At 65.0% G+C, this 20,403-nt stretch carries 23 protein-coding genes; 12 read left to right on the top strand and 11 right to left on the bottom strand.

Going from position 1 to position 20,403, the window contains the following annotated elements:
• Nucleotides 1–24 precede the first annotated feature (24 nt).
• A complete protein-coding gene (locus NDO75_RS13605) occupies nt 25–228 on the bottom strand; it encodes a hypothetical protein (protein ID WP_310906978.1) in 204 nt (67 codons plus the stop codon).
• A gap of 464 nt (nt 229–692) precedes the next feature.
• Here NDO75_RS13605 and NDO75_RS13600 point away from each other — a divergent pair, with 464 nt between their 5' ends.
• The 3 genes from NDO75_RS13600 to NDO75_RS13590 all read left to right on the top strand — a co-directional run bounded on the left by NDO75_RS13600 (nt 693) and on the right by NDO75_RS13590 (nt 3,058).
• Nucleotides 693–1,145: a response regulator gene (locus NDO75_RS13600; RefSeq protein ID WP_310906976.1), complete on the top strand. Its 453-nt coding sequence runs from the start codon at nt 693–695 to the stop codon at nt 1,143–1,145.
• A 145-nt stretch (nt 1,146–1,290) separates the two neighbouring features.
• Nucleotides 1,291–1,710, top strand: coding sequence for a Fe-S cluster assembly sulfur transfer protein SufU (gene sufU, locus NDO75_RS13595; protein WP_310906975.1), 420 nt, complete (start codon nt 1,291–1,293; stop codon nt 1,708–1,710).
• A gap of 529 nt (nt 1,711–2,239) precedes the next feature.
• On the top strand, nt 2,240–3,058 hold the full coding sequence (locus tag NDO75_RS13590) for a DUF726 domain-containing protein (protein ID WP_310906974.1): 819 nt from the start codon (nt 2,240–2,242) through the stop codon (nt 3,056–3,058).
• Nucleotides 3,059–3,351: 293 nt separating this feature from the next.
• Here NDO75_RS13590 and NDO75_RS13585 read toward each other — a convergent pair whose 3' ends face one another.
• The gene (locus tag NDO75_RS13585; RefSeq protein WP_310906973.1) at nt 3,352–3,678 is read right to left on the bottom strand and encodes a hypothetical protein; all 327 of its coding nucleotides are present in this window, start codon (nt 3,676–3,678) and stop codon (nt 3,352–3,354) included.
• A gap of 233 nt (nt 3,679–3,911) precedes the next feature.
• Here NDO75_RS13585 and NDO75_RS13580 point away from each other — a divergent pair, with 233 nt between their 5' ends.
• Nucleotides 3,912–4,730: a DUF726 domain-containing protein gene (locus NDO75_RS13580; protein WP_310906972.1), complete on the top strand. Its 819-nt coding sequence runs from the start codon at nt 3,912–3,914 to the stop codon at nt 4,728–4,730.
• A gap of 165 nt (nt 4,731–4,895) precedes the next feature.
• Nucleotides 4,896–5,609 (top strand): helix-turn-helix domain-containing protein, encoded by a 714-nt coding sequence (locus tag NDO75_RS13575; RefSeq protein WP_310906971.1) that lies wholly within the window; start codon nt 4,896–4,898, stop codon nt 5,607–5,609.
• Nucleotides 5,610–5,705: 96 nt separating this feature from the next.
• On the opposite strand, the gene NDO75_RS13570 is transcribed toward NDO75_RS13575, so the two are convergent.
• Nucleotides 5,706–6,797 (bottom strand): aminopeptidase, encoded by a 1,092-nt coding sequence (locus tag NDO75_RS13570; RefSeq protein ID WP_310906970.1) that lies wholly within the window; start codon nt 6,795–6,797, stop codon nt 5,706–5,708.
• Nucleotides 6,798–6,939: 142 nt separating this feature from the next.
• Here NDO75_RS13570 and NDO75_RS13565 point away from each other — a divergent pair, with 142 nt between their 5' ends.
• A complete protein-coding gene (locus NDO75_RS13565) occupies nt 6,940–7,956 on the top strand; it encodes a GntG family PLP-dependent aldolase (RefSeq protein WP_310906969.1) in 1,017 nt (338 codons plus the stop codon).
• A gap of 24 nt (nt 7,957–7,980) precedes the next feature.
• On the opposite strand, the gene NDO75_RS13560 is transcribed toward NDO75_RS13565, so the two are convergent.
• On the bottom strand, nt 7,981–8,127 hold the full coding sequence (locus NDO75_RS13560) for a hypothetical protein (RefSeq protein WP_310906968.1): 147 nt from the start codon (nt 8,125–8,127) through the stop codon (nt 7,981–7,983).
• A 389-nt stretch (nt 8,128–8,516) separates the two neighbouring features.
• Complete coding sequence (locus NDO75_RS13555; RefSeq protein WP_310906967.1) at nt 8,517–9,038, bottom strand: metallophosphoesterase; 522 nt, start codon at nt 9,036–9,038, stop codon at nt 8,517–8,519.
• Between the two features lie 152 nt (nt 9,039–9,190).
• Between NDO75_RS13555 and NDO75_RS13550 the strand changes: the two genes are divergently transcribed.
• Nucleotides 9,191–10,141, top strand: coding sequence for a cation diffusion facilitator family transporter (locus NDO75_RS13550; protein WP_310906966.1), 951 nt, complete (start codon nt 9,191–9,193; stop codon nt 10,139–10,141).
• 9 nt (nt 10,142–10,150) lie between these two features.
• Here the strand turns inward: NDO75_RS13550 and NDO75_RS13545 are convergent, their stop codons facing one another.
• The gene (locus NDO75_RS13545; protein WP_310906965.1) at nt 10,151–10,570 is read right to left on the bottom strand and encodes a hypothetical protein; all 420 of its coding nucleotides are present in this window, start codon (nt 10,568–10,570) and stop codon (nt 10,151–10,153) included.
• A 159-nt stretch (nt 10,571–10,729) separates the two neighbouring features.
• Here NDO75_RS13545 and NDO75_RS13540 point away from each other — a divergent pair, with 159 nt between their 5' ends.
• Complete coding sequence (locus tag NDO75_RS13540) at nt 10,730–12,880, top strand: ATP-dependent DNA helicase (protein ID WP_310907531.1); 2,151 nt, start codon at nt 10,730–10,732, stop codon at nt 12,878–12,880.
• A gap of 21 nt (nt 12,881–12,901) precedes the next feature.
• Here NDO75_RS13540 and NDO75_RS13535 read toward each other — a convergent pair whose 3' ends face one another.
• The 5 genes from NDO75_RS13535 to NDO75_RS13515 form a co-directional block, all read right to left on the bottom strand.
• Nucleotides 12,902–13,222 (bottom strand): rhodanese-like domain-containing protein, encoded by a 321-nt coding sequence (locus NDO75_RS13535; RefSeq protein WP_310906963.1) that lies wholly within the window; start codon nt 13,220–13,222, stop codon nt 12,902–12,904.
• On the bottom strand, nt 13,222–13,515 hold the full coding sequence (locus NDO75_RS13530) for a sulfurtransferase TusA family protein (protein WP_310906961.1): 294 nt from the start codon (nt 13,513–13,515) through the stop codon (nt 13,222–13,224). The genes NDO75_RS13535 and NDO75_RS13530 overlap by 1 nt, the downstream gene beginning before the upstream one ends.
• A gap of 52 nt (nt 13,516–13,567) precedes the next feature.
• Nucleotides 13,568–14,740, bottom strand: coding sequence for a YeeE/YedE family protein (locus tag NDO75_RS13525; protein ID WP_310906959.1), 1,173 nt, complete (start codon nt 14,738–14,740; stop codon nt 13,568–13,570).
• Between the two features lie 227 nt (nt 14,741–14,967).
• A complete protein-coding gene (locus NDO75_RS13520) occupies nt 14,968–15,468 on the bottom strand; it encodes a 2'-5' RNA ligase family protein (RefSeq protein WP_310906958.1) in 501 nt (166 codons plus the stop codon).
• A gap of 60 nt (nt 15,469–15,528) precedes the next feature.
• Nucleotides 15,529–15,714, bottom strand: a complete 186-nt coding sequence (locus NDO75_RS13515) for a hypothetical protein (protein ID WP_310906957.1) — start codon at nt 15,712–15,714, stop codon at nt 15,529–15,531.
• A gap of 86 nt (nt 15,715–15,800) precedes the next feature.
• Between NDO75_RS13515 and NDO75_RS13510 the strand changes: the two genes are divergently transcribed.
• From NDO75_RS13510 to lysW, 4 genes are all read left to right on the top strand, one after another.
• Nucleotides 15,801–16,919 carry a hypothetical protein gene (locus tag NDO75_RS13510; protein ID WP_310906956.1) on the top strand — a complete coding sequence of 373 codons (1,119 nt, stop codon included), beginning with the start codon at nt 15,801–15,803 and terminating at the stop codon, nt 16,917–16,919.
• 350 nt (nt 16,920–17,269) lie between these two features.
• A complete protein-coding gene (locus NDO75_RS13505; protein ID WP_310906954.1) occupies nt 17,270–18,505 on the top strand; it encodes an argininosuccinate synthase in 1,236 nt (411 codons plus the stop codon).
• Nucleotides 18,506–18,507: 2 nt separating this feature from the next.
• Nucleotides 18,508–20,010 carry an argininosuccinate lyase gene (gene argH / locus NDO75_RS13500; protein ID WP_310906952.1) on the top strand — a complete coding sequence of 501 codons (1,503 nt, stop codon included), beginning with the start codon at nt 18,508–18,510 and terminating at the stop codon, nt 20,008–20,010.
• 228 nt (nt 20,011–20,238) lie between these two features.
• Nucleotides 20,239–20,403 (top strand): lysine biosynthesis protein LysW, encoded by a 165-nt coding sequence (gene lysW / locus NDO75_RS13495; protein WP_005554620.1) that lies wholly within the window; start codon nt 20,239–20,241, stop codon nt 20,401–20,403.

Raw genomic sequence — 20,403 nt, 5'->3', positions numbered from 1 at the left:
CGCACCGACTCGAGCCTGGTCCGACTACTCGTGCTCGAGACCGCCCGGAACGACAGCACAGCCACACGGCGACGCGGTACCCACGCCGGGGCCGGCGACGGTCACGATCCAGACGGGGCGACCGCACTCGGGACAGGCGGGGAGCGACCAGTCGGTCGCGTCCGCGGCCTCGTCGGCCGTCGCCGTCGTCATGGTGCTCGGATCGATCGGCACACCGTCGTCGGTCATCGCTCCCACCCCGGACGACGTGGGCGACGTAATCTGTGTCGACGATCGGGTGCCGTCGCTGGTCGTTCGAGTTGATTCCACTGTCGTGCGGGGCGTTTATATCCCGATAGAATGTACGCAATCATGGCTTTCGAACCCTCGCGGGTTGGAAGCCAGGCCTCGGGTGTCCCTGCACCCGGGGCGTTTCGGTTCACGCCCCCATCGCTCGCGCGTTCGGAGACCGGCTTCCAGTCTGATTGTCGACATCGGTGACTTATATCTACTGTTGATAGATGGGATAAATATCGGGGGGCGGCTCGAGTGACGCCAAGCGAAACCGCCACCGGCGAGTCGCAAAATTCCGGCCCACCGACGGAGAACCGGAATCCAAACTACTTGATTGACCGACGTAAGCCGTCCGAAAGACGGAGTGTTCGATTGCGGCGAACGCGAGTTTTTAACGTAGCGTATGATATCTCATGCAAATGGCCCCGGACGACGAGCGGCCGAAGGATCTGATCGAGATTCTGCTGGTCGAACCCAATCCCGGTGACAGCCGTCTCTTCGAGGAGAACTTTCGAGACGCGAAGCTGGTGAATACCATCCACACCGTCTCCGACGGAGAGGCCGCGCTCGAGTTCCTCGCCCAGCGCGGCGAGAACGCGGACGAGCCACAGCCGGATATCATCCTCCTCGAGCCACAGCTACCCGGCAAAAGCGGGATCGATGTCCTCTCGGAACTGAAAAACGAACCGGAACTCGAGGGGATTCCGGTCGTCGTACTCACGAGTTCGGACGCCGGCGAGAAGATTGTGAAATCCCACGGCATCGAGGCGGACACCTACCTGCAGAAACCGGTCGAACCCGACGACTTCGTCGAGTTCGTTCACTCGGTCGAGGAGTTCTGGTTCGCGATCGTTCAGGAAACGCCGCAGTGAGCCCGCGACGCAGCGGGGGACTCGCCGCTGACCGAACGAGTGACGAACGGATCTCGATCCGGACTCGGAACCGTCGCAGACGGACTCGAGCGTCGTTTCGGCCCCGGAACCCTTTTACAACTCACTGGCCTATCCGCACACAACAATGGGACTGGGCTCGGATATGTACCGACAGCAGATCCTCGACCACTACAAGAACCCCCGCAACTACGGGGAGCTCGAGGATCCCACGTTCACCCACATCGGCGAGAATCCGATGTGCGGCGACGAGATTCGCATGGACGTCGAACTCGCCGACGACGAGGAGACCATCGAACGGGTCGCCTTCCAGGGCGACGGCTGTGCGATCAGTCAGGCCTCCGCCAGCATGCTCTCGGGGAAACTCGCCGGCAAGACCCTCGAGGAACTCCAGGAGATGGACCGTGACGACGTGATCGACATGCTCGGCGTCGACATCTCGCCGATGCGGGTCAAATGCGCCGTCCTCGCCGAAAAGGTCGCACAGGACGGGGCGGAGATCTATCAGGGCGAACTCGACGTGGACAAGACGACGACCGAAGACTAACGTCCACCGCTTTTCCTTCCGGATCGGCTTCCGGCTACCCGCTTTCTGTTGACGAACGCTTCGCGTCCGTTCACACGGCTCGCGGCCTTGCGATGTCGCGCCGGAGCAAAATCCAGGCGAAAAAGGCTCCGTGTTGATTTCGACCGCGCTCGGGCTTCACACCGCTTCGTCAGCTCCTGTGGCTGTTCCGTGGTGCTGGGCCTGCTCGAGCGCGAGTGATATGCTCGCTGGGTGCGTAGGTGAGCTGTTCGCTCGCGCCCCGGCGGCCAGCCGGCCGCCCGCAGTCGGACGCCACATCGAAACCACTCCCGACGGCGAACGGTCGGCCCGAAAGCGGGGCTCGCGTCGGTTCGGCTCTTGCAGTCTCGACCGTCGGTCGTCTCCAGAAAGTATAACTCTAAGGGGCCTCGATGCCGACTTTTCCGCCAGTATGTCGAGGAGACCGCTTTTCACGACAGGAATTGTTTAAAAACAATTCGGGATACCAACCAGTAGTTTGAGGCATTGTTACCAATAAGCATTCTTCGCTATGTCGGATCTAAACGACAAGGGGAAAGGACAGAGTCGAAGACGAATCTTGAAAGCGGTGGGGACGTCGCTCGTCGCAGGCGCTGGTATCGTCGGCATGTCCGGGACGGCCATGGCCGGCAATTGTGATAGCTTCATGGACGCGCCCAGCGACTTCCCGTACGTCAAAGACGGGAAGAAGTACGGCGACTATCCGAAGAAAGCTAGCGAGGTCACCTACTTCATCCACGGCTGGAACGTCGGCTCGGTCGAACTCGCGCAGGACCAGGCCTACACGTGCAAGAAAGCGCTCGAACAGAACGGCTATACGAAACCAGTGGTGGCCGTTCGCTGGCCGTCTGATACCCTCACGTGGGCCGGCGGCAAGGACAACGCCAACGAGGCCGGCCACATGTGGGCCGACTTCGTCCGCAAAGAAAACAACAAGAAAGATACTATCCGCAGCATCGGCCACTCGCTCGGCGCGCGGGTGACCTGCGTCGCCCTCGAAGACCTCCACGACGAGTACGGCGAGACGTACACGTCGGCGGACCTCATCGGTGGGGCGATCGAGCAGGACTTCCCTGCCAAGGAAGGCCATTGGGGCGACGACATCGCAGGTGCAGTCGGCCAGTTCCACAATTACTTCAACGAGGACGATCAGGTGCTCGACGACACGTTCCAGACCCGCGAGTTGGACGCCGCCGTGGGCGAAGAGGGTCTCGACGGCACGCCCGTCCACAACTACACGGACGTTGACGTCACCGACCAGGTCGACGCCCACTGCGACTACTTCCGTCCGGACATCGGCTGCATGGACCGGGTCGTCGCGAACTGGTAAGCACCCGCCAACCGTGCAGGCGACCGTCGCCGGTACCCCCGAATTGGCGTGACGGTGAGCGACAGCCGAGTCGCGGCCCAACGCCGTGCGAGGTCTTCGCGAGCCCGCGAGCGAAGTCGTTCGAGACGGCTCCGCCGTCTCGTGATACCGAAAACGCGTAGCGTTTTCGAGCAGTTCGGAAGACGCGTCGCGTCTTCCTGAGCGAGCGACTCTGGAGCGAGTGAATCGGCTGGGTAGGACGTGGAAACCCTCGTTGCCACGATAGCAGGGAACTCTTTTCTCGATGTCCCGTTTCACGCGCCGGCTTCGTCGATATCCCCTTTCTCGAGCAGTGCTGGAAACCATTTCCGTGTCGGTCTCGAGTCCCATTTTTGCCTCGAGATCGACTGGAGGTCGCAACGAATGAGCCCCGAGCCGAGCGACGACGACTCGCCGTACCCCATCTGTCCGCGCTGTGGCGAGTCAGTGTTGATCTCGGCCCACCACCGGCGCAGCCACTCCCTGTGGCTGTTTCGTGCCGCGGGGCCTGCTCGAGCGCGAGTGATATGTCCGCTGGGCGCGTAGGTGGGCTGTTCGCTCGCGCTCCGGCGGCCAGCCGGCCGCCCGCCGTCGGACGCCACATCGAAACCACCCCCGACGGCGAACGGCCGGTCCGAAAACGGGGCTCGCATCGGTCCGACTGTTATAATCTCGACCGGTGATCGTCTCGATGGAATCTAGCTCTGTGACATCTCGATGCCGACTTTCCCCCAGTATGCCGGGTGGCCGCTATTCACGACAGGAACTGTTTTAAAAATAATTCGGGATACCGGCCAGTGGCTTAAGGAATTGTTACCGATAAGCATTCTTCGCTATGTCGGATCTAAACGACAAGGGGAAAGGACAGAGTCGAAGACGAATCTTGAAAGCGGTGGGGACGTCGCTCGTCGCGGGCGCTGGCATCGCCGGCATGTCTGGGACGGCCATGGCCGGCAGCTGTGATAGCTTCATGAACGCGCCCAGCGACTTCCCGTACGTCAAAGACGGGAAGAAGTACGGTGACTATCCGAAGAAAGCCAGCGAGGTCACCTACTTCATCCACGGCTGGAACGTCGACTCGGTCGAACTCGCGCAGGACCAGGCCTATACGTGCAAGCAGGCACTCGAACAGAACGGCTACAGCAAGCCCGTCGTCGCAGTCCGGTGGCCCTCGGACACACTCACGTGGGCCGGCGGCAAGGACAACGCCAACGAGGCCGGCCACATGTGGGCCGACTTCGTCAAGAAGGAGAACAACAAAAAGGACACTATCCGCAGCATCGGCCACTCGCTCGGTGCCCGGGTGACCTGCGTCGCCCTCGAAGATCTCGACGACAAGTACGGCGAGACGTACACGTCGGCGGATCTGCTGGGCGGGGCCGTCGAACACGACCTGCCGCCGATGGAAGCCGATTGGGGCGACGATATCGAGGCTTCCGTCAGCCAGTTCTACAACTACCACAGCGAGAACGACGGGGTGCTCGACGACACGTTCGAGAGCCGTGAACTGGACAAAGCCGTCGGCGAGGTCGGCCTCGAGGGTACGCCAGCGTCTAACTACACGGATGTCGACGTGACTAGTTCGGTCGGCGCCCACTGCGACTACTTCCGTCCGGACATCGGCTGCATGGATCAGGTCGTCGCGAACTGGTAACCACCCGCCGAGCGTGCGGGCGACCGTCGCCGGCGTCGCAGAATTGCCGTGACGGAAGTGGAGGGATCTGACGGTTCTCCGAGCTATAGCGACTACCGTAGCACCCCTCCGTTTCTTCGGCAGGAATGAGAAGAACGATAACACACTCTACGATAGATGGAACCAATGAACATGCGGTATGCGACCTTCCTTCTGACAAGCGAGCGCGGGTACTTCCACCCGATAGAAGCTCTCCTTCGGGAGCAGGAGGCCATACCGGAGCGCGTACACGCTATCCGGCTGCTTGCCGACGGGGTGATACTCGCACTCTACGAGGTGAGAGGCACAGCCGAGCAGGTCAGAGCCGCCATCGATGCCACCGACGACATCAGGTATCACTCCCTGGCACAGAACAAGGACCGGGTCATAATCTTCCTCGAGACGGAGCCGGAACCACTCCTGAACGAGGTGTTGGAGTTTTTCCGCACGCAGCGCGTCATCGTGGATTTCCCGGTCGAACTGGTCGAACCGACGCGTTCGGTCCTCGAGATCACGCAGGTCGGGAAACAGCGGGCGCTCCAACGGATCGTCCGGATCGAACCGGAGGGCGTTCGGGCCGAAATCACGGAGGTGGGCCAGTACAACCCCTTCGAGAACCGGTTGTTCACGTTGCTCACCGACCGCCAGCAGGAGGTGCTGATCGCCGCGCACGAGCAGGGGTACTTCGACCCGCCGCGGGAGGTCACACACGAGGATATCGCGGAGCAACTCGGCTGCAACGCCGCCACCGTCGGGCACCACCTGATGCAGATCCAGTCTCGGCTGGTGGACGCCATCGTTCCGAGCGAGGACTCTTCCGGTCCTGTGAACGAGCCGGGCGACGCCTTCTCGGCGGAGTGACCTACCAGCCGACCCTGCGTTAGTCGCGGTACTACTCTTCGAAACCGTCTCCACGGCTCGCAGTGCTCGCCGTTCCGAGTCGAGGTCTTCGCAGACTCAGACCTCGCCCTCTTCAAACCGGAACGTCCCGTTCCGCTGCACCACTTCGCCGTCCACTTCGATGAACGAGTCCTCGCTCATGTCGACGATCATGTCCACGTGGACCGCCGAATCGTTGGCCTCGTTGCCCTCGCCGACGGTCTCGTCGTAGGCCCGGCCGACGGCCATGTGGACCGTATCGCCCATCTTCTCGTCGAACAGCATGTTGTAGGTGAACTGGTCGATGTCGCGGTTCATCCCGATGCCCAGTTCCCCGAGCCGGCGCGCCCCGTCGTCCGTGTTGAGAACCTCCGTGAGCACGTCCTCGTTCTTCGCGGCCGAATGTTGGACGACCTCGCCGCCCTCGAACTCGAGATACACGTCCGTGATCTCCCGACCCTGGTGATAGAGCGGCATGTCGAACAGCACTTCGCCCTCCACGCTATCGGGCTGGGGCGCGGTGAAGACCTCGCCGCCGGGCAGGTTGTGCTCGCCGTGGTCGTTGATCGTCGGATTGCCCGCGACGGACATCGTCACGTCGGTCGTGTCGCCGCTGACGATACGGACCTCCTCGGCGGGGTCCATGATCTCGACCATGTGCTCCTGGTGTTCGCGCTGTTCCTCCCAGTCCTTGTTGACGGCGTCCCAGACGAAATTCTCGTAACCCTCGGTGCTCATCTCGGCGAGCTGGGCGTTCGCTGGCGCGGGGAACTGCGTGAGACACCATCGCTTCGAGAGCCGTTCCTCGAGGATTGGGCGGTGGGCCTGCTGGTAAGCCGCGCTGATCTCGGGGTCGACGTCGCTGGTCTGAGTGACGTTGTCGCTGGCCCGGATCGCGATGTAGACGTCCGCGTTCTGGATGAGCGCGAGTTCGTGCTCCGGCGTCTCGAACTCGCCGTCGGATGCCCGCAGATAGGCCCGCTGGCTTCGCTTGCCGGTTCGCTGGCTCGTCGTGACGGGGTTCGCGCCGTAGTCGCCGATCACTTCGTGGAGCGCGACGACCAGATCCTCGGCGACGGGATGGGCGTCGACGATGACGTTGTCGCCCTCCTCGAGGTCGACGGAGTGGTTCGCGATGATCTCCGCGTGTTCGCGAATGCGTGGGTCCATGCCCCGCTATTGACCGGGGGAGGAAAAAACGGTTCGTGATGGGGAAGCCCACGGACGGGAACGTGAGTTCCAGTATCTGCTCGGCAGGCAGTGACGACGTGTTGCCGCCGGCTATTTCACCCACAACGAGGAACGTCGGCCCATGATCGACCTCCGAAGCGACACCGTCACGACGCCCGACGAGGGGATGCGCGAGGCCGCCGCCACCGCCGATGTCGGAGACGACGTCTATGGCGAGGATCCGACCGTGAACGAACTGGAGGCCCGCGTCGCCGACCGGCTGGGAACGGCGGCGGCGCTCTACTTCCCGACGGGGACGATGGCGAACCAGACCGCCGCTCGCGTCCATACCGAGCACGGACAGGAGGTGCTCGCCGACCGCCAGAGCCACGTCGTGAAGTACGAACTCGGCGGGCTGGCACAGCACTCGGGACTGCAGGTGCGGATGTTCGACGCCGACCGCGGGGTACCGACACCGGAGCAGGTCGCTGCCGCGACCGTCGCGGAAGACCTGCACCGGCCCGGAACGGGACTGCTCTGTCTCGAGAACACGCACAACGCCCGCGGCGGACTCGCGATCGACCCTGAAACGATCGCCGCGGCAGCGACCGCGGCCCGCGAACGCGATGTCGCGGTGCATCTCGACGGCGCACGGCTGTTCAACGCCGCGACGGCGCTGGACGTCCCGGCCACTGACTTTACGGCACCGGTCGACTCGGTCATGGTCTCGCTCTCGAAGGGGCTGGGTGCGCCCGTCGGTTCGATGCTCGCGGGCAGCGAGGACTTCATCGAACGTGCGCGTCGCATTCGAAAGCTGTTCGGGGGCGGGATGCGTCAGATCGGGATCGTCGCTGGTCCCGCACTCCGGGCCCTCGAAAACGTCGCCGACCTCGAAGCGGATCACGAGAACGCACGTCTGCTCGCTGCGGGACTCGACGACATCGACGGGTTCGACGCCCAGGAGCCGGAGACGAACATCGTCCTCGCCGATGTCGCCGAGACGGGGACCGAGCCGGCAGTCGTTGCCGAACGACTCCGCGACAGGGATGTGCTGGTAACTCCCTTCGGCCCGACGACGATCCGGCTCTGTACGCATCGCGATGTCACTCGCGAGGATATCCATCGGGCGCTCGAGCGGATCGAAGACGGGTTCGCCTGAGACGGCGACCCGCGCGGTCCGCGGCTACTGATTGCCGCGCATCCCGTCGCGGAACTCGAGGACCGTCCGTCGCAAGAGGAGATAGAAGAAGAAGACCAGCGCCAGCAGGATCAGGACGACCGCGATGATGACGGGATCGTCGGGGAGGAGGCCGGTGATGAGGTCCAGCATACGCGCCGGGTACTCTATCAGCGCGGTTAATCGTTTCGACCTCGAGCCGGTGAAACCGGGCCCGAAACCTAACTGAAATCGGCGTTTCAGCTTGCGCTGTGTATAACGTGGGTCGGCACACAGGTTCTGGTAGGCCTCGATCGTCGCCCCTCCGGTCACCACCTATCGTCCGAGGACTCGTCCTCGGGATCGAGGCCTGTCGCCCTCCCCGTCGACCGCGGCCGGTCCGTCCGTCGCCCCCTCCCGTCTGACAGCCCGGATCCCCCGGGGCGGCGGACACCTCTGACATCGCGTCCGTCAGTCGTCCCCGCTGGCGCTGTGCCCGTCCCGTCCGATCGTGCATTCCTCCCGCCACGTCCGCGTCGAGTGATGCGGTCGCGCGCTGACCGTCACGCCGTCGAGATCTCGAGCGTCTCGATCACCGTTCCGTCCGGCTCCCGAATCTCGCCCGCCAGCCCGCCGTCTCCCGCGTTTGTCGGCTCGAGGACGGCGAACCCGGGCCGATTCCCGCGCGGATCCGCGTGGCTGCCGGGATTCAACAGGGTCACGTCGTCGGTTTCGACGACTGTCGGCCGGTGGCTGTGGCCGAAGACGACCACGTCGGCCCCGCGCGAGCGGCCGAACATCGCGAGCCCCGTTTCGCCGCCCTCCCGGCGATGCGTGACGGCGAACCGGACGCCGCCCGTCTCGACGACGCGAGCCGTCGAGAGCCGGTCACGGACCGCCGCGCTGTCGGCGTTACCGTGGACCGCGTGCAGCCGGTCGCACTCGCTGTGGAAAGCCTCGAGCGCGGCCGTGCTCGTGAAATCGCCCGCGTGGATGACGGTGTCGGCGTCCCGGGCCGCGGTCAGGGCTTCCTCCTCGAGCTCGTGGCCGTCGCCGCTGTGCGTGTCGGAAAAGATCGCGATCATGGTCGCCCTTCACCCGCTCCCGACAGGTTCCTTTCGGATCCGGTCGCCGGTCGTCGACGGCGGCCGGAATCGGGGGAGATCGACGCCGAGCGGCGCCCGGCCGGCTCTAGAACCGCTTACACTTTTGAGGCCCCCCTTCGTAGTCGTCGCCGATGGCCAGTAGCACCTCCGTCGTGCTCGCCGCACTGTTCGCGAACGGCGCGATCGCGGTTCTGAAGTTCGGCGGGTTTCTGTTGACCGGGAGCCCCGCGATGCTGTCGGAGACGTATCACTCAGTTTCGGACACGGGCAACCAGGTCTTTCTGCTGATCGGCATCAAGTACGGCGCACAGGAGGCCAATCGGACCCACCCGTTCGGCCACGGGAAGGCGCAGTTCTTTTACAGCCTCCTCGTGAGCGTCATGCTCTTCGGCATCGCCGGCTGGGAGAGCGCCCGCCACGGCTACGACGCGCTGACCCACGGCGGCGTCCACCGCGCCAGCGAGGACGTCACGCTGCTCGGGCAGACGTTCGATCCGGTCTACGTCAACTACGCGGTGCTGATCGGCGCGATCGTCTTCGAGTCCTACGCGCTCTGGAAGGCCTATCAGGGGATGAGCCGCCAGATGGACGAGTACGGCTGGTCGACCTTTCGCGAGGCCTTCAGGAAAACGAGCGACGTGACGACGCTGACCGCGCTCACCGAAGACACCATCGCGCTCTCCGGCGCGGGGATCGCCCTCTTCGGAATCTACCTCACCCGAACCACCGGAAACCCGATGTACGACGCCGCCGCGGCGCTCATCATCGGCATCATGCTCATGGGCTTCGCCGTCGCGCTCGCCTGGGAGAACAAGCGACTCATCGTCGGCGAGAGCCTCCCGAAAGCAGACGAGGACGAACTCCGGAACATCGTCGCCGGCTGGGACGGCGTCACCGAACTCATGGACTTCCGGACCGTCTACTTCGGCGCCGAGGAACTGCTCGTCACGGCCGACGTCGCGTTCGAATCGGACCTCGACGCCGACACGATCGACGAACGCATCACCGGCCTCGAGCGGGCCCTGAAAGACCACGACGATCAGGTCAACCGGATCTATATCGAACCGCAGACGAACGGATAGCGATCCGCGTTACTCGCTCGCGCCGCCGGTCTCGTCGTCCCCGTCGTCGTGGGCTGCGACGATCGTCGAACCGGGCGGCCGATCGTTCAGCACCGCCGTCACCGTCGTCTCCTCGAGATCCACCGTCGAGTGGATCGGCTCCCAGCCCTCGTCCGTCTCGACGGAGACCGTCACGTCGGTGGGGCTCGCTCCCGGCGGCAGCTTCGAGGGATCGTAAACGAGCGCGATCCGAACGGCTTCGACCGCCTTCAGGTCCTCGCAGGCGACGAGGTCGACCGGATCCGCCAGGCTATCCCTCGGCGGCTCGCTGACGCTCTTCTCGAGGCCGAACGCGTCGGGGACGACGCCGGCGACGAGGTCGACGCGAGCCCCTGCACTCTCGAGTGTGTATTCGGCGACGTTGTTCGAATCGTATCCGGGAATAGCCATATCGGGGGCAAGGACTCGAGGTATATGGCCCTGTACCGCGCGCTCGCCGGCCGGTGATAGTCGTCCCCCGCGACCGTTTAAAGGGAGCGACCGAATCGAGACGAATCCTTTTATCGCAGCGCGAACCTATCACGTACTGTGTCCGAGACAGCCGGGTACATGCGCTTTTTCCCGTACGACCAGCCGTACGAGAACCAGCGCGAGGCGATGGACCGCATCCACAACTCTCTCCACCGCGGTCAGGACGTCCTCTTCGAGGGTGCCTGCGGGACCGGCAAGACTCTCTCGTCGCTGGTGCCGGCCCTCGACGTGGCCCGAGAGCAGGACAAGACGGTCGTCATCACGACGAACGTCCACCAGCAGATGCGCCAGTTCGTCGCCGAAGCCCGCGCGATCACGCGCGAAGAAGATATTCGCGCGATCGTATTCAAAGGCAAGTCCTCGATGTGCCACATCGACGTCGGCTACGAGGAGTGTCAGGCCCTGCGGGACAACACCCGCGCCGTCGTCGACGCCGAGCGCGACCGCGAACAGCTCGAGCGCCGCCAGCGCGAACTCCTCGCCGAGAGCCAGGACGGCGACGGATCGGCGGCCGACGCCCGCTCGGCGGTGATGGAGGAACTCGAGTCCATCGAAGAACGGCTCGAGGATCTCGAGGAGCAGAACGTCTGTGACTACTACCGGAACAACCTCACGCGGGATACGGACGACTTCTTCGGCTGGCTCTTCGAGGACGTGCGCACGCCGGACGAGATCTACGAATACGCCGAGAAACAGGGGTTCTGCGGCTACGAACTCCTGAAGGAGGGGATCGAGGGGGTCGATCTCGTCGTCTGTAACTACCACCACCTGCTGGATTCGACCATTCGAGAGCAGTTCTTCCGGTGGCTGGGCCGCGATCCCGAGGACGTGATCGCCGTCTTCGACGAGGCCCACAACGTCGAGGACGCCGCCCGCGAGCACGCCACCCGATCCTGTTCCGAGCGCACGTTCGACTCCGCACTGGACGAGTTGGCCGACACCGACGACTCGCGCTCGGAAGACGCCGCGAACGTCCTCTCGGCGTTCCACCGCGCGCTCGTCGAGACCTACGAGGACTCGTTCGGCTTCGGTGACCGGGAGTCGATCGGCGAGAACTGGTCCGACGTACCGATCGCGAACGAGGACCGCAAGGACGATCTCACCCTCGAGTTCCTCCAGCGCTACTCCGGCCGCGGCATCGAGGACGACCTCGAGGCCGCGATGAAACTCGGCCAGGAGTTAGACGAAGAGTACGAGGAGGCCTACCGCGAGGGCGAGACGGCCACACGAACGGAGTGTCAAACCCTTCAGGCTGCGGCGTTCGTCAGCGCGTGGATGAACGAGGGCTCCGCGGAGGGGCTGTATCCGGTCGTCTCCGTCACGCGGGACGCCGGCACCGACGAGGTCTACGGCCGCGCGGAACTGTACTCCTGTCTGCCGCAGCAGGTGACCGGGCAGCTGTTCGACGAGATCTACGCGACCGTCCTCATGAGCGCGACGATCCAGCCGTTCGACGTCACCGAGAGCGTGCTGGGGCTCGAGGACGCGGTGACGATGGCCTACGGACTGCAGTTTCCAGAGGCGAACCGTCGCACGTACGCCGTCGAAACCCCGCCGTTGTTCTCTTCGGATCGTGACGACCCCGCGGTTCAGGAGGAAGTCGCGGGGACGATCCACGACGCCGTCCGCATGACGCCGGGCAACACGCTCGCCTTCTTCCCGAATTACGGCGAGGCGAGTCGGTACGCCGACCGGATCGCGGCTCGGAGCGATCGGACGGTATACGTGGACGAGCCGGGCCAGTCCGCCGAAGAACTCCGCCAGCAGTTCGTCGCGGACGACGGTGCGGTGCTGTGTACCTCGCTGTGGGGCACCCTCTCGGAGGGAGTGAGTTTCGACGCCGACGACGCCCACACGGTGCTGGTCGTCGGCGTCCCCTATCCCCACCTCGACGACCGGGCCGAGGCGGTTCAGGAGGCCTACGACGTGGCCTTCGAGGGCACCGACACGGGCTGGCGCTACGCCGTCGAGTTCCCGACGATCCGCAAGACCAGACAGGCGCTGGGCCGGGTCATCCGTTCGCCGGAGGAGGTCGGCGTCCGCGCGCTGCTCGATCGGCGCTACTCGCGACAGGCGAAGCCAGACCTAGGCAAGTACAGCGTCAACGGCATCTTCCCGCACGAGGAGCGCGAGGAACTGATCGACATCGACCCGGAAAAGCTCAAGTTCGCGATGCGCAACTTCTACGGCGATCACGGCGCGTACGACGGCGAGCCGCCGGCACCGTGAACTGGTCCGTTCGGCGCGAAATCAATCGTCGGCGCTCGAGGCCTCGACCGGTTCCCACGCGTCGTAGCCGCCGGCCATGCTGGCGACCCGCTCGGCGTCGCCGTACTCCTCGATGAGACGCGCGGCCTGGATCGACGTCTGTCCGACGTAACAGTAGACGACCACGTCGTCGGCCCAGTCCCGGTCGACGACGGTCTCCTCGAGTTCGTCGATGGTGACGTGTTCGGCCTCGGGGAGGTGGCCGTCGTCGTAGGCCTCCTCGTCGCGGATGTCGAGCAGGTCGAACTCGTCGTCGGCGTCGAGACGCTCGCGGACCGTCTCGGGGGCGAGTTCCGCGACCATTATCGCTTCCGGAGGTAGATGCGGTAGACTGCGTCGCCGCTGCGCCACACCTGCGCGTCGGCGTCGTCGCCGACGGCCCGCGGGACGTTCTCGGTACAGGGGACGTGATCGGTCTCCTGAACGAGGAGGTCGCCCGAGTCGATTTGCTGGAGGCCCTTCTTGGCCTCGACCTGCGGGTAGGGGCAGACCTCGCCCATCATGTCCTGGACGAGATCGGCCTCCTCGAGGAGTTCGTCCGCTCGTTCGTCGCTCAGTTCGTCCGGTGCGTCGGTTACGTCGTCGATGGATGGCATTGTATCGTGTCTCCGTCGTCGGATCGGTTTGTAGTTGGCGAACGGTTCGTCCTCAGATCGCACAGCCGACGTCGCGGTAGATCCAGTGGGTCATCACGTAGACGCCGGCGACGATGCCGACGGCCGCGATGAACGAGTGGATCGACAGCTCCGCGATGCCGGAGTAGATGTTCCCGATGTTACAGCCCGGTGCGAGCCGCGAGCCCGCGCCCATCATGAGGCCGCCGACGACGGCGTTCGGGAGCCGTCGGCGCTTCGGGACCCGCACGGAGAAATCACCGCTCCAGAGGGCGGCGAGGAACGCGCCGACGATGACGAACGCGATCATCACCATGTCGACGGTCACGCCGACGCCCTGGCCCTGGAAGAGGACCGAGCCCCAGTAGTCGAACGAGCCCGCGTCGACGCCGACCTGCGAGAGGAGATAGCCCGTCCAGCGGGCTTCCGGGCCGGTGATGCCGACGATCGAAACCTGGCTGAACCAGAGCACAGCAGCCGCGGTGATCCCCAGCGCGGCGGTGCGGGGATCCCACGGCTGCTTGCTCGCCGCGATCGGATGTCGCCACGCGCGCACCAGACCGCGGGCGTACGCCGCCGTTCCGCGGGCGAACCCGCGGAGGCCCACGACCGGTGCCAGGAACGCGGTCGAGTTGAGCTGCGCCACGTCGGCACGCTCGCCGAACGCGGCGGCGGTCGACGACCGGCCGATCAGGGTCGCGTAAACGAGAACGGAGCCGACCGCGACCGAGAGCGCCAGCAGTCCGCCCGGAATCGACGTGAGTTCGAACAGGGTCGCTCCCGTCCCGAACGTGAGCGCTTCGAAGTACGTGCTCTGGAGCGTCGGGAAGGCGACGGTAAAGCCAGCGTAGCCGACGCCCATGAACAGCAGAGTGAGCCAGAACTGGAGGTAGCCCTCGCCGGCGCGGTAGAGCGTGCCGCTGGCGCAGCCGCCGGCGTAGGTCATCCCTACGCCGAAGATGAAACCGCCGAGGAGGCCGGTCAGTCCCCAGTCGGGCGTCCAGAACCCCTGATAGTACCCGAGTTGATAGGCGATACCCCAGAAAACCATCGTCAGAAGCGTCGCAGCGAGCACGCCCTTCGTGACTCGAGAGTCCTTGTACGCGAAGAAGTCCCGAAAGGCGTTGACGAAGCAGAATCGCCCCTTCTGGAGGAAGGCTCCGATGGCGATTCCGACGGCCGCTGCGACGAGTAGCGTTGAGACCACACCGGAATCAGGGGGGTGGACGTCTTAACCTGCGGCCAGCCGGACGACGCTACCCCGACTCTTGACGCGCTCGACGGCGGAGTACAGACGGGACAGCCCTCGTCTGGCTCGATATCCGGAGGAGGTCTAACGGACACGCCGGCGTAGGTAGCTGCGGTATTTGTGAAGACCGACAACTGACTCTGCGCGCCGGTCGGCCGCGCGACGTAGTCGCCGCGCCACGCGAGCTACGACGGGAGCGACACTCGACTCACCGGTAGCTTGTAGGTCCCGTCCCAGAACTCGAGTTCGCTGACGGTCCACCGAACGGGCTCGATCTCGCGGTCGGCCAGCCGCTTCGCCGTCTCGAGGTCGCCGCCCCGGGCCAGCGTCACGTGGGGGACGTAGTCGCTGCCCTCGAGTCCGTCGACGACCTCGAAGGCCTCGGTGAGGTCGTCGTGGATCCGCTCGAGGCCGGGGCTCTCGACGGCCAGATAGACGACCGGTGCGGAGCCAAGCGGCGGATCCGCGAAATAGTCGATGCCCGTGATCTCGGCCTCGACGGCGGGGGCTCCCTCGAGCGCGCGGTGGGCGCGGTGCTGGAGCTGTGCGACGTGGTCGGCCTTGCCGAGCCGTTTGAGCAGACACGAGTGGTCCTCGCGGACGGTGTCGAACCCGACTAGGTCGGGATACAGTCGGTCCGCGAGCCGGCGGACGCGGCCGGGGACCGGAACGTTGACGCTGTACACTTCGCCCGAGATACGGTTGCGGCGGCTATCAGTCTGCTGATCCGGATTCGAACGGCCGGCTCAGAGCCGGTCGAGCAGCCAGAGAACGATCAGCACGGCGATCGCCAACGCGATGACCGGCCCCAGCAAACCGACGATGGTTCCGACGATCGCCTCGAGAACTTCGATAACGAGCAGGACGGCGATCAGTCCGAGTACGATTTTCAGCAGCGTTTCGACGTCGAGTTCACCGCGTCTATCTCCCATACGTTCACGTTCGGACGACTATGTGAAAAACAAACTGCCATTATCGTCGGAAAGACCTATTTAGCCGGCCACGGCATGTCCGGGTAATGGACGGGAAGGGGCTTCGGGCCCTGATTTGGGTGCTCGTGGTGGTGTGTTCGTTCGCGTCTGTCCCGGCTTCGACCGCCGCTGTGGCGGACGCCAGTAGCCACCATGCGGCGCTACAGGCCGACGCCAGTGGCAACGAGAGCATGGCGCTCGAGGACGCCGACAAGATCCACGTCGACTTTTTCATCGCCGAGAACGGTTCGGCGCTGGTGACCGTCGATTATCAGTTCCACCTCGATCAGGGGAACAACTCCACGACCCAGTGGGAGCAACTCCGAAGCGATATTCAGTCGAACACGTCCGAGTACGTCTCAGACGAGCGAGCGAAGTGGAACGAAACGCTCACCGAGGGTGTAAACGTGACCGAACGGGAGATGAACATCTCGAACCTCTCGATCACCACGGAAGAGGCCAGCGCACCGCGGACGGTAGGCCACGCCACGGTCACCTTCCAGTGGTCTCAGTTCGCGTTCGTCGAACTCACCCGCATCGAGGCGGGTGCTGCGCTCTCCGGATTTACGCTCGACGACGGGACGACCCTGCAGTTCCGCTGGCCGGATGCGTACGCAATCTATCAGCACGAAGGCGAACCGCAAGTCGACCCCGCGCCGAGCGATACGCCTGACGGCTCGGTCACGTGGCACGGCGAAGAAACGTCGTTCACCGATAACCAGCCCCGAATCGAACTGATCAGGGACACCGGTGCGACGAACGAATCGGCCCCACCCGAACAGGGGCCGTCGATGCCGTGGGCGATCGTCGCGCTGGCCCTCGCTTTGCTTGCGACCGTCGGTGTCGCTGGCTGGTTACTCGGCCGCCGTCGGCACGACGCCCCGCCGACCGATACCGGCACGGACGCCGTCCGACGGACCGACGGCTCGAGCGACGCTGATTCGACCGCGACCGGGCCGCCACCGGAACTGCTGAGCAACGAAGAACGGGTGTTGCGCCTGCTCGAGAACAGCGGCGGCCGGATCAAACAGCAGGAGGTCGTCTCGGAACTGGACTGGACCGAGGCCAAGACGAGTCAGGTCGTCGGCGACTTACGCGAGGACGACGAGATCGAGGTGTTCCGGATCGGCAGGGAGAACGTGCTCACGCTGCCGGAGGACGAGTAGTTCGACGCACGGTCGAGAGCCCGCCGGTGTCTTTCGGGATCGACCGTAGGCCCGCTGTCGCCCACCGAGAGCGCCATGTAGCAGGATTTAATACCGTGGATCTACTCCGTCTGCGCAATGAGCCATTCCGTCGGCATCGCGTTCGCCGTTTTCCGCACCGACGGGACCGTCGCTCGAGGGCGACGACGGCGACGGGCTCCGTGAGCCCGTACTCTACTTCATCTCACGTCCCGGTTCGTTCCGTCGACTCCGAATATGCAGAATTCTCGGTTAGCAGACGCTCTGTCCTTTATTTTCGAAAACGAAACCAACGGGCTTAAGGCCTTCCTGGGAGTGGATTCGAGTACGACATGACCCGCGTGGCACTTGCGTTTTCGGGCGGCCTGGACACGACTGTCTGTGTCCCGTTGCTCGAGGAAGAATACGGATACGACGACGTGATCGGCGTCACCGTCGACGTTGGCCAGCCTGCCTCGGAGTTCGAGGAAGCCGAGGAGACTGCCGAGGCGCTCGACCTGGAGCACTACGTCGTCGACGCGAAAGACGAGTTCGCGAACCTCTGTTTCGACAGCGTTCGCGCGAACGCGACCTATCAGGGCTACCCGCTGGGAACGGCGCTGGCCCGCCCGGTGATCGCGAAGGCGATCCTCGAGGTCGCGGAGGAACAGGACTGTACCGGCATCGCCCACGGCTGTACGGGCAAGGGCAACGACCAGCTGCGGTTCGAGGCCGTCTGGCGCGACTCGGACCTCGAGGTCATCGCCCCCGTGCGCGAACTCGGGCTCACCCGCGAGTGGGAACAGGAGTACGCCGCCGAGAAGGACCTCCCCGTCGAGGGCGGCAGCGGCGGCGACTGGTCGATCGACACCAACATCTGGAGTCGTTCGGTCGAGGGCGACGATCTCGAGGACCCCAACTACGTCCCGCCGCGTGACATCTACGAGTGGACCGACGAGCCCGGCAGCGAGACCGAGGAGATCGAAATCACGTTCGAGAACGGCTACCCCGTCGCCGTCGACGGCGAGGAGTACGAGCCCGTCGAACTCATCGAGTACCTGAACGAACTCGCCGGCAGTTACGGCGTCGGCCGCACCGACATGATGGAAGACCGCATGCTCGGGCTGAAGGTGCGCGAGAACTACGAGCACCCCGGCGCGACGACGCTGCTGAACGCCCACGAAGCGCTCGAGGGACTCGTCCTCACGCAGGAGGAACGCCAGTTCAAACAGCAGATCGACCAGCAGTGGTCCCAGAAGGGCTACGAGGGCCTGATCGACGCGCCGCTCGTGGGCGCGCTCGAGGGCTTCATCGCGGAGACCCAGAAGCGCGTGACTGGCACGGTCACCATCCGCTTCGAGGGCGGCCAGGCTCGCCCGGTCGCTCGCGACAGCAAGTTCGCGGCCTACTCGGCCGAGCACGCCTCCTTCGACACGGAGACGGTCGGCAAGATCAAACAAGAGGACGCCACCGGCGTCGCGAAGTACCACGGCTTCCAGCGCCGCCTCGCCAACGAGGCGATCGCCGCGAACGCCGCGGACGAGGAAGTCGAACTTGCGACCGACGGCAGCGGAAACGAAGACGAGTAACGATGACCGAGGAGAGCGCTCACGATGGCGGTACGCAGTCCGGTGGGCTGCGGACTGACGGTGGGGACGACGAAGGAGTCGTCCGCCGGGACCGCTTCAGCGGCGGCCCCGCCCGGAGCTTCCTCTCCTCGCTCGCGGCCGACGAGCGGATCTTCGAGGCGGACCTCGAGGTCGACCGCGCCCATACGGTCATGCTCGCCGAGCAGGACATCATCGGCGACGACGTGGCTGGGCAGATCCTCACGGCGCTCGATGCGATCGAGGTCGACGGCCACGGCTCCCTGCCCGACGGCGAGGACGTTCACGAGGCCATCGAGACGGCCGTTATCGAGCGCATCGGCGCGGACGGCGGCAAGATGCACACCGCGCGATCGCGCAACGACGAGGTCGCGGCCTGCATTCGGTATCGCCTGCGCGAGGACGTCCTCGAGGCCATCGAGACGACGCTCGCGCTGCGCGAATCGCTGATCGAGGTCGCGGCGGAGCACACCGAGACGATCATGCCCGGCTACACCCACCTCCAGCCCGCCCAGCCAACCACCGTGGCCCACTGGGCGCTGGCCTACGAGGGTGCGGTTCGCCGCGACACCGAACGCCTGCTCGAGGCCTACGGGCGGATCAACGAATCGCCGCTGGGTGGGGCCGCGTTCGCCGGCACGACGTTCGATATCGACCGCGAGCGCACCGCCGACCTGCTGGGCTTCGAGGGGGTCGTCGAGAACTCGATGGACGCCGCCTCTGGCCGGGACTTCCTGCTCGAGACGGTGCAGGCGCTGTCGACTCACGCGACGACGTTGTCAGGGCTGGCCGAGGACGTGATCATCTTCGCGAACCGCGGCTTCGTCGACCTCTCGGACGACTACTCCTCGACGTCGTCGATCATGCCCCAGAAGAAGAACCCGGACACGCTGGAACTCGTCCGCGCAGTCGCGGGCGACGCGGCCGGCGGCGTCCAGGGGCTGACGACGACGCTCAAGGGGCTACCCCGCGCGTACAACCGCGACCTCCAGCGGGCGACGACCCACGCCTGGGAGACCGTCGACGCGGTGACGGAGGCCAGCGAGGTCGCCGCCGGCGCGGTCGCCACTGCCGACTGGAACGAGGAGGCGCTCGCGGCGGAGGCCGGCGAGGGCTTCTCGACGGCCACCGGCGTCGCCGACCTGCTCGCGGCGAACGGATTGCCGTTCCGCACCGCACACGAACTCGTGGCCATCGCGGCGGAGAGCGGGGCGGACTACGACGCCCTCGAGTCCGCGGCTCGGGAGGTCCTCGGCGAGTCGCTCGACGCCCACGTCGACCCCGCGGCCGTCGAGGACGCGCTCGATCCGGCGCAGAGCGTCGCGAGCCGCGACTCGCAGGGCGGTCCCGCACCCGAGGCGGTCGAAGCCCAGCTCGAGGGAGCTCGCGAAGCGCTGGCCGCGGACGAGGAAAGCCATGCCGAGCTGACGGGGGCGCTCGAGGCGGCACACGAAGCGCTCCGGTCGGAGGGGAACGGCTATGTCTGAGTTCGACACGTCCGGGGCGGTGACCTGGAGACCGCCGCAATCGCCGCCGGTCACCCGGCCAGTTCGCCGACGATCCCCGCGGGGGGATCACATACCGATTTCATGATATGTCAAAGTAAACCTGCGGTGAGATAGCGTCCACGGCCCGTTAGAGGGGAGTGCAGATAGTATAATTTTGCTGTTAAGTTCGAAGGCTTTAAGGGAGCCGGGCTCCCACGTGCAGGTACAATGACCGAATGCGTCGAGTGTGGGGCCGAGGTGTCCCTGCACGACGATCTGGAAGTCGGAGAGATCGTTGACTGTACGACCTGTGGCGCCGAACTGGAAGTCGTCGACACCGAGCCGCCAGTCCTCGAGCGAGCCCCCGAGCTCGAAGAGGACTGGGGTGAGTGA

The organism is Natrinema sp. 1APR25-10V2, assembly GCF_031626495.1.
Lineage (GTDB): Archaea > Halobacteriota > Halobacteria > Halobacteriales > Natrialbaceae > Natrinema.
This window is presented reverse-complemented; position numbering and strand designations above follow the sequence as displayed.